General features: G+C 71.3%; 14 protein-coding genes. 10 read left to right on the top strand and 4 right to left on the bottom strand.

From position 1 onward, the window contains the following. Positions 1 to 16: 16 nt before the first annotated feature. On the bottom strand, positions 17 to 541 hold the full coding sequence (locus AB0J39_RS20070; protein ID WP_363466746.1) for a YbhB/YbcL family Raf kinase inhibitor-like protein: 525 nt from the start codon (positions 539 to 541) through the stop codon (positions 17 to 19). A gap of 216 nt (positions 542 to 757) precedes the next feature. Between AB0J39_RS20070 and AB0J39_RS20065 the strand changes: the two genes are divergently transcribed. The 3 genes from AB0J39_RS20065 to AB0J39_RS20055 all read left to right on the top strand — a co-directional run bounded on the left by AB0J39_RS20065 (position 758) and on the right by AB0J39_RS20055 (position 4225). Next, positions 758 to 1357 (top strand): PRC-barrel domain-containing protein, encoded by a 600-nt coding sequence (locus tag AB0J39_RS20065; protein WP_363466744.1) that lies wholly within the window; start codon positions 758 to 760, stop codon positions 1355 to 1357. A 201-nt stretch (positions 1358 to 1558) separates the two neighbouring features. Further along, positions 1559 to 1825 (top strand): WGxxGxxG family protein, encoded by a 267-nt coding sequence (locus AB0J39_RS20060; protein WP_363466741.1) that lies wholly within the window; start codon positions 1559 to 1561, stop codon positions 1823 to 1825. A 138-nt stretch (positions 1826 to 1963) separates the two neighbouring features. Beyond that, the gene (locus tag AB0J39_RS20055) at positions 1964 to 4225 is read left to right on the top strand and encodes a catalase (RefSeq protein WP_363466738.1); all 2262 of its coding nucleotides are present in this window, start codon (positions 1964 to 1966) and stop codon (positions 4223 to 4225) included. 223 nt (positions 4226 to 4448) lie between these two features. Here AB0J39_RS20055 and AB0J39_RS20050 read toward each other — a convergent pair whose 3' ends face one another. From AB0J39_RS20050 to AB0J39_RS20040, 3 genes are all read right to left on the bottom strand, one after another. Next, the gene (locus AB0J39_RS20050) at positions 4449 to 5639 is read right to left on the bottom strand and encodes a cytochrome P450 (RefSeq protein ID WP_363466735.1); all 1191 of its coding nucleotides are present in this window, start codon (positions 5637 to 5639) and stop codon (positions 4449 to 4451) included. Positions 5640 to 5765: 126 nt separating this feature from the next. After that, a complete protein-coding gene (locus tag AB0J39_RS20045; protein ID WP_363466732.1) occupies positions 5766 to 6854 on the bottom strand; it encodes a M20 family metallopeptidase in 1089 nt (362 codons plus the stop codon). A 19-nt stretch (positions 6855 to 6873) separates the two neighbouring features. After that, positions 6874 to 7890 (bottom strand): LacI family DNA-binding transcriptional regulator, encoded by a 1017-nt coding sequence (locus AB0J39_RS20040; protein ID WP_363466729.1) that lies wholly within the window; start codon positions 7888 to 7890, stop codon positions 6874 to 6876. A 204-nt stretch (positions 7891 to 8094) separates the two neighbouring features. Between AB0J39_RS20040 and AB0J39_RS20035 the strand changes: the two genes are divergently transcribed. The 7 genes from AB0J39_RS20035 to AB0J39_RS20005 all read left to right on the top strand — a co-directional run. Further along, positions 8095 to 9084, top strand: a complete 990-nt coding sequence (locus tag AB0J39_RS20035; RefSeq protein WP_363466726.1) for a substrate-binding domain-containing protein — start codon at positions 8095 to 8097, stop codon at positions 9082 to 9084. Positions 9085 to 9101: 17 nt separating this feature from the next. Then, a complete protein-coding gene (locus AB0J39_RS20030) occupies positions 9102 to 9884 on the top strand; it encodes an ATP-binding cassette domain-containing protein (protein WP_363466723.1) in 783 nt (260 codons plus the stop codon). Continuing rightward, entirely contained in the window at positions 9881 to 10906 is a 1026-nt protein-coding gene (locus AB0J39_RS20025) for an ABC transporter permease (protein ID WP_363466721.1), read from the top strand. The genes AB0J39_RS20030 and AB0J39_RS20025 overlap by 4 nt, the downstream gene beginning before the upstream one ends. 23 nt (positions 10907 to 10929) lie before the next feature. Beyond that, positions 10930 to 11976, top strand: a complete 1047-nt coding sequence (locus tag AB0J39_RS20020; protein ID WP_363466718.1) for a phosphotriesterase-related protein — start codon at positions 10930 to 10932, stop codon at positions 11974 to 11976. A 31-nt stretch (positions 11977 to 12007) separates the two neighbouring features. Next, complete coding sequence (locus AB0J39_RS20015) at positions 12008 to 12757, top strand: glutamine amidotransferase (RefSeq protein WP_363466714.1); 750 nt, start codon at positions 12008 to 12010, stop codon at positions 12755 to 12757. A gap of 1 nt (position 12758) precedes the next feature. Continuing rightward, on the top strand, positions 12759 to 13700 hold the full coding sequence (locus AB0J39_RS20010) for a nucleoside hydrolase (RefSeq protein WP_363466711.1): 942 nt from the start codon (positions 12759 to 12761) through the stop codon (positions 13698 to 13700). 33 nt (positions 13701 to 13733) lie between these two features. Further along, on the top strand, positions 13734 to 14591 hold an 858-nt coding region (locus tag AB0J39_RS20005), incomplete at its 3' end, for a ribokinase (protein WP_363466708.1).

Below are 14591 nucleotides of genomic sequence, written 5' to 3'. Positions count from 1 at the left end.
TCGGAGGCCGGCCCGCTCAGCGTCCCCAGACGCCGACGGTCTCGCCCGAGGCGACGGCGGCGTCCTTGATGTGCTGGTGCGTCGCCGTCGCGTCGTCGCCCGGTGTGACGGGACCGCGCAGGGCGTACACGATGAAGTGGTAGCGGTGTCTGCCGCTCGGCGGGCAGGGGCCCGCGTAGGCGGCCTGTCCGTTGCTGCCCGGCAGCACCTTCCCCTGGGCCTGCCCCTCGCTCACGCTCGTCGCCGAGACCGGGATGCCTGTCACGATCCAGTGGATGTACGTCCCGCCGGGGGCGTCGGGATCGTCCACCACGATCGCCAGCTCGCGTGCGGACTCGGGAACGCCGGCCCAGGTCAGCGGAGGTGAGACGTTCTCACCGCCCTGCTGCGTGCACACGTGCTTCTCGGGGATCGCGGCGCTCTCGGCGAACGCCGGGCTGCTCACCTTGAGAGCGTCGGTAGGCGAGGCGTCCCCGGGCGCGCACCCGGCCAGCAGCAGAAGGACGACGGCGCCGGCCATCGCACACTTGCCGATCTTCACGTGCCCAGGATAAGCGGCAGGAGAGCGGCAACCGCGACGTTCGTCCCTCACGTCAGCGAACGCATCCGGCATGCCGGGCGCGGCTGAGCGGCCGGTGTGGCCGAGCTGTCAAAGGTCGGCCTTTTCAATCCCTGCCTTCGGTATTTATCAGCATCTCTGGCGCATTGATCAGATACGTGCGGTGAGGATCGGGATGCAAGGAGAGGAGGGAAGCGCATGATCACACAGGAGCAGATCCCCGCGGTACTGGACCACGACCTCTTCGACATCGACGGAAACAAGATCGGCGAGGTCAAGCACGTCTTCCTCGACGAGGTCACCGGCAGGCCCGAGTGGCTGTGCATCAAGACCGGCCTGTTCGGCCTCAAGGAGTCCTTCGTGCCCATGCGGGACGCGGAGCTGGTCGCCGACCACGTCGAGGTGCCCTACGACAAGGACCGCGTCAAGGACGCTCCGAACATCGACGTCGACGCCGGCGGGCACCTGTCGGCCGATGAGGAGCGCGACCTGTACCGCTACTACGGCATGAGCTGGGAGACCTCCTGGCGGGAGGCCAACCAGCCCGGCGAAGGCGGCTGGGCCCACGAGAGCGGCATGCGCGAACGTGATCGCCTCGGGTACGGCGAGACCGGCGGCGTGGAGACCGGCGGCATCGAGACCGGTGGCATCGAGACCGGCACGGGCATCGGCACCGGCACAGGTACGGGCGGCATCGAGGACGCGATGACGCGCCCGGAGGAGCCGACGGGCCTCGGCGCGACAACCCATGAGGGCGACCGGCCCCGGTTGCGCAGATACACCGTGACGGGCGAGTAGCGAATCGCGTTCCCGTCGCGAAGGTACGGGCGAGGCGGTCATCCATTGCCGGTCCTCTTAGCGGGACCCGTGGACGCACCAGCCGTCGCGGAGGTGCGCCCCAGGGATGACGGGGGGTCGACCCTCCAGGGACAGGGCTTCGTCCGGAGGGGGACAGAAGGCGGTCTCCCGATCGCGAGACCGCCGGATCGGGGGAAACCAATGCGCAAGATGCTCACGAGCCTGGGGCTGGCCTTCCTGCTCACGCTCGCCCCGGCCGCGGCCGCCACGGCGGATACGCCCGTCGCGCCGGCCACGTACAGCCAGCCCAGTCCGTCGCCGCAGCCCGGCCAGGGCAGGGACGACGGCGGCAGCGGAGGCCTGTGGGGTCTGCTGGGCCTGCTCGGTCTGCTCGGTCTCGCCGGGATGCGCAAGCAGAAGCACCGTGTGGGTACGGCCGAGCACATGTCCAACCGTCCGTACAGCTGAGGCCTGCTGCGGCACGTGTCCTCGCGGCGGCCCGCCGCGGGGACACCGTCGCGGGTGGAGGCCGCTGACAGGTTTGGCCCTCCTACCAGCGGGTACGGCGCGCGGACTGCTCGTTACCGCTTGATGGAGGATCGCACCATGGATGCCAGCAAGCCCGCCAAGGCGGTCAAGGAGGTCGTGGAGAACGCGGCGGAGAAGGTGACCGACTTCCTGACGCCGGACGTGCCCGGCTCGCCGGGCAGCGCCCCGGCGACCCTTGAGGAGCCGACGACGCCGCGCGATCCGCTGCCCCCGAAGAAGGAGCAGGGCGCTCCCGCGACCGTCACACCGACCGGAGCGGAGACCGGCGCGCCCGCCACGGCCAAGGGGCAGCAGGGCGCCCACCTCACCACCGCGCAGGGAGCGCGGCTGCGCGACACCGACCACTCGCTGAAGGCCGGCGAGCGCGGCCCGACCCTCCTGCAGGACCACCATCTGCGCGAGAAGATCACGCACTTCGACCACGAGCGCATCCCCGAGCGCGTCGTCCACGCCCGGGGCGCCGGCGCCCACGGCGTCTTCGAGGGGTACGGCACCGCCGAAGCGGTGACCAAGGCCGGTTTCCTGAAGAAGGGGAAGAAGACCGACGTCTTCGTGCGGTTCTCCACGGTCCTCGGTTCGCGCGGATCGGCCGACACGGTCCGCGACACCCGCGGGTTCGCCACCAAGTTCTACACCGACGAGGGCACCTTCGACCTCGTCGCCAACAACATCCCGGTCTTCTTCATCCAGGACGGCATCAAGTTTCCCGACGTGATCCACGCGGGCAAGCCGCACCCGGACCGGGAGATCCCTCAGGCGCAGAGCGCGCACGACACGTTCTGGGACTTCGTCTCGCTGCACACCGAGGCGCAGCACCACACGATGTGGAACATGTCCGACCGCGGGATCCCGCGCTCCTTCCGCATGATGGAGGGCTTCGGCGTCCACACCTTCCGGCTGGTGAACGAGGCCGGGGAGACGGTGCTGGTCAAGTTCCACTGGAAGCCCAAGCTCGGCGTGCACTCCCTGACCTGGGAGGAGGCGCAGATGCTCAGCGGCATGGACCCGGACTTCCACCGCCGCGATCTGTACGACGCGATCGAGGCCGGCGCCTACCCCGAGTGGGAGCTCGGCATCCAGGTCTTCCCCGACACTCCTGACCAGATGTTCGAGGGCATCGACCTGCTGGACCCGACCAAGATCGTGCCCGAGGAGCTCGCGCCGGTGCAGGCGATCGGGAAGATGACGCTCGACCGGACGCCCACCAACTTCTTCGCCGAGGTCGAGCAGGTCGCCTTCCACGTCGGGCACCTGCCGCCGGGCATCGACGTCACCAACGACCCGCTGCTGCAGACGCGGCTGTTCTCCTACCTCGACACGCAGATCACGCGACTGGGCGGCCCGAACTTCGCGCAGATCCCGATCAACCGTCCGCACTGCCCGGTCAACGACATGCTCCGCGACGGCTTCCACCAGCACGCCGTCCACGCCGGCGTCGCGCCGTACCGGCCGAACTCCCTGGACGGCGGCAACCCGTTCGTCGCCGGCGACGGGGAGAAGGCGTACACCGACGTGCCGGTCGAGGTCGCCCAGGCGAGGAAGGTCCGCGCCAACCCCGTGTCCTTCGACGACCACTTCAGCCAGACGCGCCTGTTCTGGCTGAGCATGACGCCGGTGGAGAAGGAGCACATCATCCGCGCCTACACCTTCGAGCTGGGCAAGTGCTACGAGCAGGCGATCAAGGAGCGTCAGCTCCAGTGCCTGGCGAACATCGACCCGGTCCTGTGCCGGGAGGTCGCCACCGGGCTGGGGTTGCCCGCGCCGGAGCCGACCCTGCCGCTCGCCGACTCGGCGCCCAGCCCCGCGCTGTCGCAGGTGGGCAAGGAGTGGCCGGGTGACGGCCGCATGGTCGGCGTCGTGGTCGACGACGGCGCCGACCTCGACGGCGTACGCGACCTGCGCAAGGCCGTGTTCGCCGCCGGGATGGTGCCGCTGCTGATCGCGCCGCACGGCGGCATGCTGGGCGACCTGCCCGTGCAGCGGACCTTCGCCACCGCCCGGTCGATCGAGTTCGACGCGCTGCTGCTGGCGGCCGCGCCGGTGCCGGCGCCGGACGCGCTGCCCGCGCGTGACGCCAAGGCGGGAGCGGGCGACGCCATCGCGGTGGACCCGCGGGTGATGCTCATGATCGACGAGTGCTGGCGGCACGCGAAGGCGATCGGCGCGTGGGGCGGCGGCGCGAAACTGCTCGCGCAGGCCGGGATCAGCGGCACGCCGGGCGTTGTCTCCGGTGACTCCGCCACCGAGGTGTTCACCGCTGTGCGGCGGTCGATGGCCGCCCACCGCGTCTGGGAGAGGTTCCCCGCCTCGGTCGCCTGACGGCTCCGCGTCGGGCGACGAGGGGCGGCTCGCCCTCTCCGGAGGGGCCCCGCACGGCCTCCTCCTCCGGTCAGTCCGGGGGAGGAGGCCGTGGTGAGGAGCCGGCGATCAGTAGCCGTACCGGCTTTTGAGGTCGCGCCACCAGTCGCGCAGCATCCACTTGTCGAACTCGGTAATCGGCGCCGCCGAGCCGGTGCCGGGTGCTCGGCGGTGAGCCGGAGGCCTACCAGGTGACCGGCATCGTGGTCAGGCCGTGTACGACGGTGAAGGAGCGGAACAGGGGGTCGCCCGCCAGTCGCAGGCCGGGGAACCGGCGCAGCAGGGCGGGGAACGCGATTCGCATCTCCATGCGGGCCAGGGGAGCGCCGAGACAGTGATGGACGCCGTGTCCGAACGCGACGTGGCCGATGACATCCCGGCGGATGTCAAGGTCGTCCGGGTTCGGAACGAGCCCGGGGTCGCGGTTGGCGGCGGGCAGGGAGCAGATGACGGTCTCGCCGGGGCCGAGGGTCCGATCGCCCAGCCGGACCTCGGACGTAGTGATCTTGACCGTTCCGGAGTGCACGATGCTGAGCCATCGCAGCAGTTCCTCGACGGCGGCGTCCACGCGGTCCGGCTCGTCGCGCAGCAGCGTGAGCTGATCGGGATGCCGCAGCAGGGCGAGGGTGCCCAAGGACAGCATGTTGGCCGTGGTCTCGTGCCCGGCGAGCAGCAGCAGGGTGCCGATGCCGGTGAGCTCGGGGTCGCTCAACTCGTCGCCGTGCTCGCGAACGAGCATGCCGAGCAGGTCCTCACCGGGGTCCTTGCGCATCGTCTTGATCAGGCCTGCGATGTACGCCCGGGCCTCCGCCGCCGCGGCCGCCCGTTCGTCCGGAGACAGGGACGCGTCCAGCATCCGCTTGGACGTCCCCTGGAAGCCGGCCCGGTCGGCGTACGGCACGCCCAGCAGCTCGCAGATCACCAGGGAGGGAACCGGGAGGGCGAAGTCCGTCACCAGATCGGCGGGTGGTCCGCCGCGTTCCATGGCGTCCAAATGGTCGTCGACGATCTGCTGGACTCTGGGCTCCAGCCCCCGCATACGGCGGACGGTGAACTGGGCCGTGAGCATCCGGCGCAGCCGGGTGTGCTCGGGAGGGTCGGAGCCGAGCAGGTTGCCGGCGCGCATCGCGGCGGCCTCCTCCGCGCTGGGCGGCGGCGCGCCGGGCGGCCGGAGCGGAGGCACGAGCGCGTTGCTGTACAGCTCCGGATGGCTCAGCACCGTTCGGACATCCTCGTATCTGGTGACCAGCCAGGCGTCGGTGCCGAACACGGTGCGGATCCGGGCTACCCCCTCGTCGTCGCGCAGTGCGGAGAGCTCCGGGACGGGATGGAATCCGTCCCGTCGCATGTGCAGGGGCGGGGACACGTCGCGCACGCGACCTCCTCGAGTCACCGGCAGTGTGATGATCGCCTTGCCACAATCCGACGATAACCGTCCGGTGTCCGCGGCGGGCGGTCGTGACCCGGCTGCGCGGGCCACGTCGCCGGGCCGGTCACGCGATCAGCCGAACCGCCCGAGGGCGGCGGTGTAGATCTCGACGGCCTCCTCGATCCGGTGGACCAGGCAGTATTCGTCGGTGACGTGCGCCTGCTCGGGCTCGCCGGGGCCGCAGATGACCGTGGGGCCTCCGCCGCAGACGGTGGCGAGGACCGAGGCGTCGGTGAAGTAGCTGGCCGCCGGATGGTCGCCGGGCGCGCCCGCCCCCGCGTCCACCAGGGCACGCACGAAGGGGTCGTCCGGCTCCGTCCAGATCGCGGGCAGGTCCACGAGCACGTCGAGGGTCGCCTCGTCGCCGAGCGCGGCCTGCAACCGCTCGCGGAGCCGCCCGTGGTCCTGGCCGGCGACGGTTCGCAGGTCGATGGTCGCGGCGGCCAGGTCGGGCACGGAGTTCACGTTGATCCCGCCGCGCACCGTCCCCACGTTCACCGTGGACGGGCCGAGCCAGGGGTGTTCGGGCACCCCGGGATCGAACCGCTCGACGGCGCCGATCACGCGGGCGAGCTTGTAGATCGCGTTGTCGCCGAGGTGCGGCATCGAGCCGTGCGCCGTCCTGCCCCGGGTGGTGGCCTCCAGCCAGAGCGCGCCCTTGTGCCCGAGCAGCACCCGGTTGGCGGTCGGCTCGGCCACCAGCAGCGCGCGCGACCTGCCCACCAGGCCCGCGGCCGCCATGCCGGCCGCGCCGTCACAACCGGTCTCCTCGCCGACGGTGAGGACGATCTCCAGCGCGCCCTTCGCCCCGGCGCGGCGCACGTGCCGCTCGGCGGCGACCACCAGCGCGGCCACGCCGGACTTCATGTCGCTCGAACCACGGCCGTACAGCCGGTCGCCGTCGATCTCCGCGCCGTGCGGCGCGTGCCGCCACGTCTGCCCGCCCAGCGGCACCGTGTCGAGATGCCCGGTCAGCGTCACCGGCTCGCCCGACCCCCAGCGGGCGACCAGGCCGGTCCGGCCGGGCGCGTGCTCGTGCCGCCGCACCGCGAAACCGGCGTCCGACAGTCGTCTCGCGAGCGGTTCGGCCACCGCGGCCTCGCCCCCGCCCACCGAGTCGATCCTGACCAGCTCGCGTGTCAGCTCGACCGCCTCGTCCACCCGGACTCCTTCCCCTGACCTACTCTGCGACGCCGGCCGCCGACAGCCGGCTGGTCTGCCGTACGACGAGCCTGGGCGTGATCGCGATCCGCTGCGCGGGCCGCGGGTCGGCGGCCTTGACCTGGCCGAGCAGGCGCACCGCCTCCGCCGCCATCTCCTCCACCGGCTGGCGCACCGTGCTGAGCGGCGGGTCGCACATGGTCGCGTGGCCCACGTCGTCGAACCCGACGACCGAGACGTCCTCGGGGACGCGCGCCCCGCCGAACCGCAGCGACCGCACCAGGCCCACGGCGATCTCGTCGTTCCCGCAGACCACCGCGTCCGGCAGTCGGCCGGCGTCGAGCAGCCTGTGCCCGGCCTCGATGCCCCAGTCCAGGGTGAACTCGCCCAGCAGCGGCGGCAGGATCTCCACCCCGGCCCGCGCCGCGGCGCGTTCGAACCCGCTGAGCCGCAGCCGGGCGGAGGAGCTCACCAGCCGGCTGCCCGCGAAGACCACCGAGCGTGCCCCGCCCGCGATCACGTGCTCGACCGCCAGGGTCACCCCCGCCTCGTCGTCCACGCCCACCCAGTCGGCCGTGCCGCCCTCGATGTGGCGGTCGAGCTGCACGAGGGGCACCCGGCGGGCCGCGTCCAGCACGGCCGGGACGCTGCCCTCGATGTCGCACGGACTGATGATCAGCCCGTCCACGCGCCGGGCCAGCAGGGTCTCCAGCCTCCGGGCCTCGATCTGGGGATCGTACCGGGACGAGCACAGCAGCAGGTCGGTGCCGGAGTTCTGCAGCTCGCGCTCCACGGCCTCGACGATGGTGGTGAAGAACGGGTTCCCGATGCCCGGCACGACCATGCCGATGGTGCCGGTGGTCTGGTCGCGCAGCGCCTTGGCGACCGCGTTCGGCTGGTAGCCGAGCTCGGCCGCGGCACGCGCGACCCGCTCGGCGACCTCGGGCGTGACCTTGCGCCGCCCCGAGAGCGCGCGGGAGGCCGAGGCCACGGAGACGCCCGCTGCCCGCGCCACGTCGTGAATCGTCACGCCCATCGTGTAATCGATTTCCCTTGATCTTTGCCAACGATCGACCTTACGGCCCCTTGTAGTGCCGAGATCACACGGAACGATAGAGGTTCAGTGAGGAAACCGCACCTTGACGGTGCTTTTTCGGTCCCACTAGCATGCCCGAAACTCGGGTAATCGATTACCCGTCCGACCCATCCCTACCCCGCCCCCCCGAAAGGCTCATCTCTCATGGCTCGATCCACGAGACTCATCCGCCTGACCGCGGCGACGACGATCCTGGCCACCGGCCTGCTGGCGGCGGCCTGCGGCAGCTCGGACGACTCCGGCGCCTCCGGCGCTTCCGGGGGCTCCGGCGGAGACCGGCCGAGGGTCGGGCTCGTCCAGATCAACCAGCAGGCGATCTTCTTCAACGAGATGAACGCCGGCGCCCAGCAGGCGGCGAAGGAGGCGAACGTCGACCTCACGGTCTTCAACGCCAACGACGACCCGGCCAAGCAGAACGAGGCCATCGACAACTTCGTCCAGCAGCAGTTCGACGCGGTCATCGTGGTCGCCATCGACGTCGAGGGCATCAAGCCCGCGGTGAAGATCGCCAAGGACGCCGGACTGAAGGTCGTCGCCGTGGACGCGATCGTCGACTCGCCCGCCGTGGACACCCAGGTGGGCGTGGACAACGCCGCGGCGGCCCAGCAGGCGGGCGACTTCGTCAACAAGTGGGCCCAGGCGCAGGGCCTGACCGCGCCGAAGATCGGCGTGGTGGGCGCCCTGAACTCCTTCATCCAGAACATCCGCAAGGACGACTTCAACAAGACGGTCGAGGGCGCCGGCGCCAAGATCGTTCAGACCGTCGACGGGCAGAACAAGCAGGAGGCCGCGATGTCGGCCGCGGAGAACCTGCTCACCTCCCGCTCCGACATGAACATCGTGTACGCCACGGGCGAGCCGGCCCTGCTCGGCACGGTCGCCGCCGTGAAGTCGCAGAACGCGGGCGACCGGGTCAAGGTCTTCGGCTGGGACCTGACCAAGGAGGCCATCAGCGGCATCGACGCCGGGTTCGTCGCCGGGGTGGTCCAGCAGGACCCGAAGACCGAGGGCTACGAGGCCGTCAAGGAGGCCCAGGCCCTGGTCGGCGGCGCCCAGCCGAAGAAGAAGATCGACGTGCCCGTGACGATCGTGACCAAGGACAACGTCGATTCGTACCGCGCCACGTTCAAGTGAGCGGCGAAGGGATTCGCATGACCGACCAGAAGGCGGATCGCGTTGATCGGGTGGTCATGCGCGACATCCGCAAGCGCTACGGAATGGTCGACGCGCTGCGCGGCCCGACGCTGCGCGTCGGCCCGGGAGAGGTGGTCGGGCTCGTCGGCGACAACGCGGCCGGCAAGTCCACCCTCATGAAGGTGCTGGCCGGCGCCGTCGTGCCGGACTCCGGTGAGATCGTCTTCGACGGCCGGCCGGTCTCCTTCGCCACCCCCAAGGACGCCCGCGAGCTGGGCATCGAGATGGTCTACCAGGACCTCGCGCTGTGCGACGACATCGACGTGGCCGGGAACCTGTTCCTCGGCAGGGAGCCGCGCAAGGCCGGCGGCATGATGCTCGACATACGGAAGATGCACGAGGACGCCCGTCGCCACCTGGACGCCCTGAACATCCGGATCCCGCTGACGGACATCCCCGTCGGGGGACTGTCCGGCGGCCAGCGGCAGGCGGTCGCCATCGCCCGGGCCGTGACCTTCGGGCCCAAGCTGCTCATCCTCGACGAGCCGACGGCGGCGCTCGCCGTCGCCGAGGTCGAGACCGTCCTCGAACTGATCAAGACAGTCTCGGCCCAGGGCGTGTCGGTGATCCTCATCACCCACCGCCTGCAGGACCTCTTCCGGGTCTGCGACCGGCTGTGCGTCATGTACGAGGGCACGCTCAGGGCCGACCTCGACGCCCGGAACACCAGCCTCGAACGGCTCGTGTCCGAGATCGTCGCCCACGACGAGGGAGAGATGAAGGAGGGGGTGCGACGGTGACCGCCACCAAGACCGGGACCAGCCACGGGACCAGCCAGCGGGTCGTCACCACCAGGTCGGCCCGGGCCAACGCCCACATCGGCCGGCACGCGCAGACGATCGCGATCGCGGTCGTGCTGGTGGTCCTGCTGATCTTCTTCGCGTTCTCCGCCGACCGGTTCGCCACGACGGGCAACCTGCTCAACCTGCTGCGGCAGATCGCCCCCACGCTGGTCGTCGCGACCGCGATGACCTTCGTGATCAGCACGTCCGGCATCGACCTGTCGGTCGGCTCCACGGTCGCACTGTCGGGTTCGCTGCTCGCGATCGTGCTGCAGCACGGGTGGAACCCCACCCTCGCCCTGGTCGCGATCCTCGCGCTCGGCGCCCTGATCGGGTTCGTGAACGGGTGGTTCTCCTCCTACCAGAACATCCCGCCGTTCATCGTCACGCTCGCGATGCTGTCGATCATGCGGGGCACGGCGCTGCGTGCCACCGAGGGCTACTCGACCCCCATCGACGGAGACCTCTGGATCGTCCAGATCGGCCAGGGCCGCGTCGCCGGGGTGCCCGTCCCGGCCATCATCGCGGTGGTCGTCGCGCTGATCGGCTGGCTCGTCCTCACCCGGACGCCGTTCGGCCGCTACGTCATCGGACTCGGCTCCAACGGCGAGTCGCTGCGGCGCACCGGCGTGAACACGCGGAAGGTCGGGCTGACCGTCTACGTGCTCGCCGGCCTGGCGGCGGCGGTCGCGGGCGTGCTGATCGCCACCCGTCTAAGCTCCGGCTCGTCCAACGCCGGATCCGGCTTCGAGCTGGAGGTCATCACGGCCGTCGTGCTCGGCGGCACCAGCCTCTTCGGCGGCCGGGCGAGCATGCTCGGCACGATCCTCGGCGCGCTCACGCTCGGCGTGATCGCCAACGGCCTGGTGCTGCTGCACGTCTCGCCGTTCTACGTGCAGATCGTCCAAGGCGGCATCCTGCTGCTGGCCATCTTCGCCAACAGCAAGGTGTGGGCGAAGTTCGGGGCGATCCGGAAATGACCTCCCCGGCCCGGCCTCCGGCCGTGACGACGGCGCTGGTGAACACCGTGCTCGGCCCGGTGTCCCCCGACGACCTCGGGATCACGCTCTGCCACGAGCACCTGCGCAACGACGGCGCCCGCGCCTGGCACCCCGCGCCCGAGGGCGACGCCGAGGGCGAGCTGATCGCCGGGCACCCCGTGCGGATGGAGTTCCTCGGCAGGCTACGAAACGACCCGTACCTCTCCCGCGACAACGTGTCGCTGGACGACACGGGAACCGCGATCGAGGAGGTGCGCAGGTTCGCCGAGCGCGGCGGGCGCACGCTGCTCGAGGTGACCCCCGAGGGCATCGGGCGGGCGCCCGGCGAGCTGGTCGCGATCGCCCGCGCCACCGGGCTGAACGTCGTCATGGGCTGCGGCTTCTACCTGGAGAAGACCCACCCCGCCCGGGTCCGCTCGATGACGGCGGCGGACGTCGCCGACGAGATCGAGCGCGACCTCACCGATGGCGTGGACGGCGTCCGGGCCGGCGTGATCGGGGAGATCGGCGTCTCGCCGGACTTCACCCCCGAGGAGGAGAAGGTGCTGCGCGGCGCGGCCCGGGCGCAGGCCCGCACGGGCGTGCCGCTCTCGGTCCACCTCCCCGGCTGGGTGCGGCACGGTCACCGCGTGCTCGACGTCGTCGCGGAGGAGGGCGGCCTGCTCGCCGGCACCGTGCTCTCGCACCTGAACCCCAGCGGGGCGGACCGCGACTACCAGGTGTCCCTCGCCCTGCGCGGCGCCTATCTCGGCTACGACATGTGCGGCATGGACTACCTCTATCCGGGCGAGGGCCAGTCCCCGTGCGACGAGGAGAACGCCGCCGCCGTGACCTGGCTGGTCCGCGCCGGGCTCGGGCACCGGGTGCTGCTCTCCCAGGACGTGTTCCTGAAGACCATGCTCGTCCGCTACGGCGGCACCGGCTACGCCCACATCCTCACCTACTTCGTCCCGCGCCTGCACCGGCACGGGCTGACCGCCGGCGACACCACCCGGCTGCTCGCGGGCAACCCGCGCGAGCTCTTCCTCGCCGCCGCGCGCGGCCACTGATCACAGACGTAGAAAGAAGGAGACGATTTCCATGACCCGCGTGCTCGTCGCCGGTGAATCGTGGGTGAGCGTGTCGACCCACTACAAGGGCTTCGACGCGTTCACCTCGACCACCTACCACACCGGAATCGAACCCCTGCGGGGCGTCCTGGCCGCCGACGGCATCGAGGTCGACCACCTGCCCGCGCACGACGTGCCCGCGTTGTTCCCCGGCACGCCCGAGGCGCTGGCCGCCTACGACGTGGTCGTGCTCTCCGACATCGGGGCCAACAGCATCCTGCTGCACCCCGCTACCTGGCTGGCCAGCGAGAAGACCGTCAACCGCCTCGACCTGCTGGCCGACTGGGTGGAGCAGGGCGGCGGCCTCGCCATGGCCGGCGGTTACCTGAGCTTCCAGGGCTTCGAGGCCAAGGCCGCGTTCGCCGGCACGGCGGTCGAACGGGTGCTCCCCGCCCGGATCTCCCGCTACGACGACCGCGTCGAGACCCCGCAGGGCGTGCCCGGCCTGCTCGCCGACGACGCGCACCCCATCGTGGCCGGGCTCCCCGCCCAGTGGCCCGACCTGCTCGGTTACAACCGGTTCGCGCTGCCCGAGGACGCGACGCTGCTCGCGACCGTCGGCGGCGACCCCCTGCTCGCCGTACGGCAGGCCGGGGCGGGGCGCACGCTCGCCTGGGCCTCCGACATCGCGCCGCACTGGTGCCCGGACGAGTTCGTCTCCTGGGACGGCTACCGCACCCTGTTCACCCGGGCGGTCCGCTGGCTCGCGAAGGAGCTCTGACATGCCGATCCCGGTGATCCTCGACTGCGACCCCGGGCACGACGACGCCATGGCCATCCTGCTCGCGGTGGCCAGCCCGGCGATCGACCTGCGCGCGGTCACGACCGTCGCGGGGAACCAGACGGTGGAGAAGACCGCGCTCAACGCCCGCCGGATGCTGAGCCTCGCCGGCGTCACCGGCGTGCCGGTCGCCGCGGGCTGCGACCGCCCGCTGACGGCGCCGCTGGAGATCGGCGACTACGTGCACGGGGAGAGCGGCCTGGACGGCCCGGCGTTCGGGGAGCCGAGCGTCCCGCTCGACCCCCGCCACGGCGTGGACCTGATCCACGACACGCTGGCGGCCGCCGCCGAGCCGGTGACCGTGGTGGCCATCGGCCCGCTGACGAACATCGCCACCCTGCTGCGCCGTCATCCCGAGGACCGCGAGCGGATCAGGGAAGTCGTGATCATGGGAGGCTCCACGGATCGCGGCAACCACACGCCGTACGCGGAGTTCAACATCTACGCCGACCCGGAGGCGGCGGCGGAGGTGCTGGACAGCGGCGTGCCGACGACATGGGTGGGGCTCAACGTCAGCCACCAGGCGCTGGTGACCGCCGACGTGCTCGCCAGGATCGAGGCGCTCGGCACTCCGCTCGCCCGGGTCTGCGTGGAACTGCTCACGTTCTTCGGCTCCACCTATCACGAGACCTGGGGGTTCCCCGCTCCGCCGCTGCACGACCCGATCACGGTGGCGTACCTCATCGATCCCGAGGTCATGACGTACGAGCGGGTGGGCCTGCGGATCGAGCTGGACGGCCGGCACACCCGGGGAGCGACCGTGGCCGACCTGCACCGCCGCATGGACTGGGAACCCAACGCGAACGTCGGGATCGTGCTGGACCGGGACCGGTTCTGGGATCTCATGGTCGGCGCGATCGAGACGCTCGGCCGGGTCTCCTGACATCCCTGAAGCAGCTGAAACAGGAGGAATCTGATGGAACCGCAAGGTGTCGTCGTCGTCGGGAGCATCTCCGCGGATGTCACCGCCTTCACCCGCCGCCTCCCGCGCCGGGGAGAGACCGTTCTCGGCGACGACGTCACCTTGGTCCTCGGGGGGAAGGGCGCGAACCAGGCGGTCGCCGCCGCCCGTGCGGGAGCGCCCACCTGGCTGGTCGGCTGTGTCGGCACGGATCCGTTCGGTGAGATCGTCTCATCGGCGCTGCGCTCCCACGGCGTGGCGCTGACGGAGGTCCGCTCCGTGGCCGGCCGCACCGGCGTCGCGCACATCAGGGTGGACGCGTCGGGCGAGAACGACATCGTCATGACTCCACTCGCCAACGCGGACCTCAGCGCCGAGATGGTGGACGAGAGCATCAGGGCCGTGCGCGAGAAGGCGAGCGTGCTGCTCCTCCAGCTGGAGACCCCCGTCGACGTCGCCTGTCACGCGGCCGAGGAGGGCGCGCGGGCCGGCCTGACCGTGGTGCTCGACCCCGCGCCCGCGCGGCCACTGCCCGACCGGGTCTGGCCGCACGTCGCGGTCGTCACCCCAAACGAGAGCGAGGCGGCCGCGCTGACCGGGGTGGAGGTCGTCGACGTCGCGTCCGCCGAGCGGGCCGCGGCCTGGTTCCTCGACCGCGGCGTGCGCCACGCGATCATCACGCTCGGCGCGGCCGGGGCCCTGTCGGTCACCCCGGAGCGCACCCGGCACTTCCCCGCCTACGCGGTCACCCCGGTGGACACCACCGCCGCGGGCGACGCCTTCACCGGCTTCGTGGGCGCGGCCCTCGCGGCCGGCCTCGACACCGCCACCGCCGTCCGGCGGGGGATGGCCGCCGGAGCCCTCGCGACCACA

It is taken from the genome of Microbispora sp. NPDC049633 (genome assembly GCF_040675265.1).
Lineage (GTDB): Bacteria > Actinomycetota > Actinomycetes > Streptosporangiales > Streptosporangiaceae > Microbispora > Microbispora maris.
The sequence above is the reverse complement of the archived record's forward strand: the minus strand, read 5'-3'. Positions and strand labels throughout refer to the sequence as shown.

Coding starts and splice junctions, on each gene's coding strand:
- AB0J39_RS20065 (WP_363466744.1), top strand. CDS start 758: ATGATCACACAGGAGCAGATCCCCGCGGTACTGGACCACGACCTCTTC.
- AB0J39_RS20060 (WP_363466741.1), top strand. CDS start 1,559: ATGCGCAAGATGCTCACGAGCCTGGGGCTGGCCTTCCTGCTCACGCTC.
- AB0J39_RS20055 (WP_363466738.1), top strand. CDS start 1,964: ATGGATGCCAGCAAGCCCGCCAAGGCGGTCAAGGAGGTCGTGGAGAAC.
- AB0J39_RS20040 (WP_363466729.1), bottom strand. CDS start 7,890: ATGGGCGTGACGATTCACGACGTGGCGCGGGCAGCGGGCGTCTCCGTG.
- AB0J39_RS20035 (WP_363466726.1), top strand. CDS start 8,095: ATGGCTCGATCCACGAGACTCATCCGCCTGACCGCGGCGACGACGATC.
- AB0J39_RS20030 (WP_363466723.1), top strand. CDS start 9,102: ATGACCGACCAGAAGGCGGATCGCGTTGATCGGGTGGTCATGCGCGAC.
- AB0J39_RS20015 (WP_363466714.1), top strand. CDS start 12,008: ATGACCCGCGTGCTCGTCGCCGGTGAATCGTGGGTGAGCGTGTCGACC.
- AB0J39_RS20010 (WP_363466711.1), top strand. CDS start 12,759: ATGCCGATCCCGGTGATCCTCGACTGCGACCCCGGGCACGACGACGCC.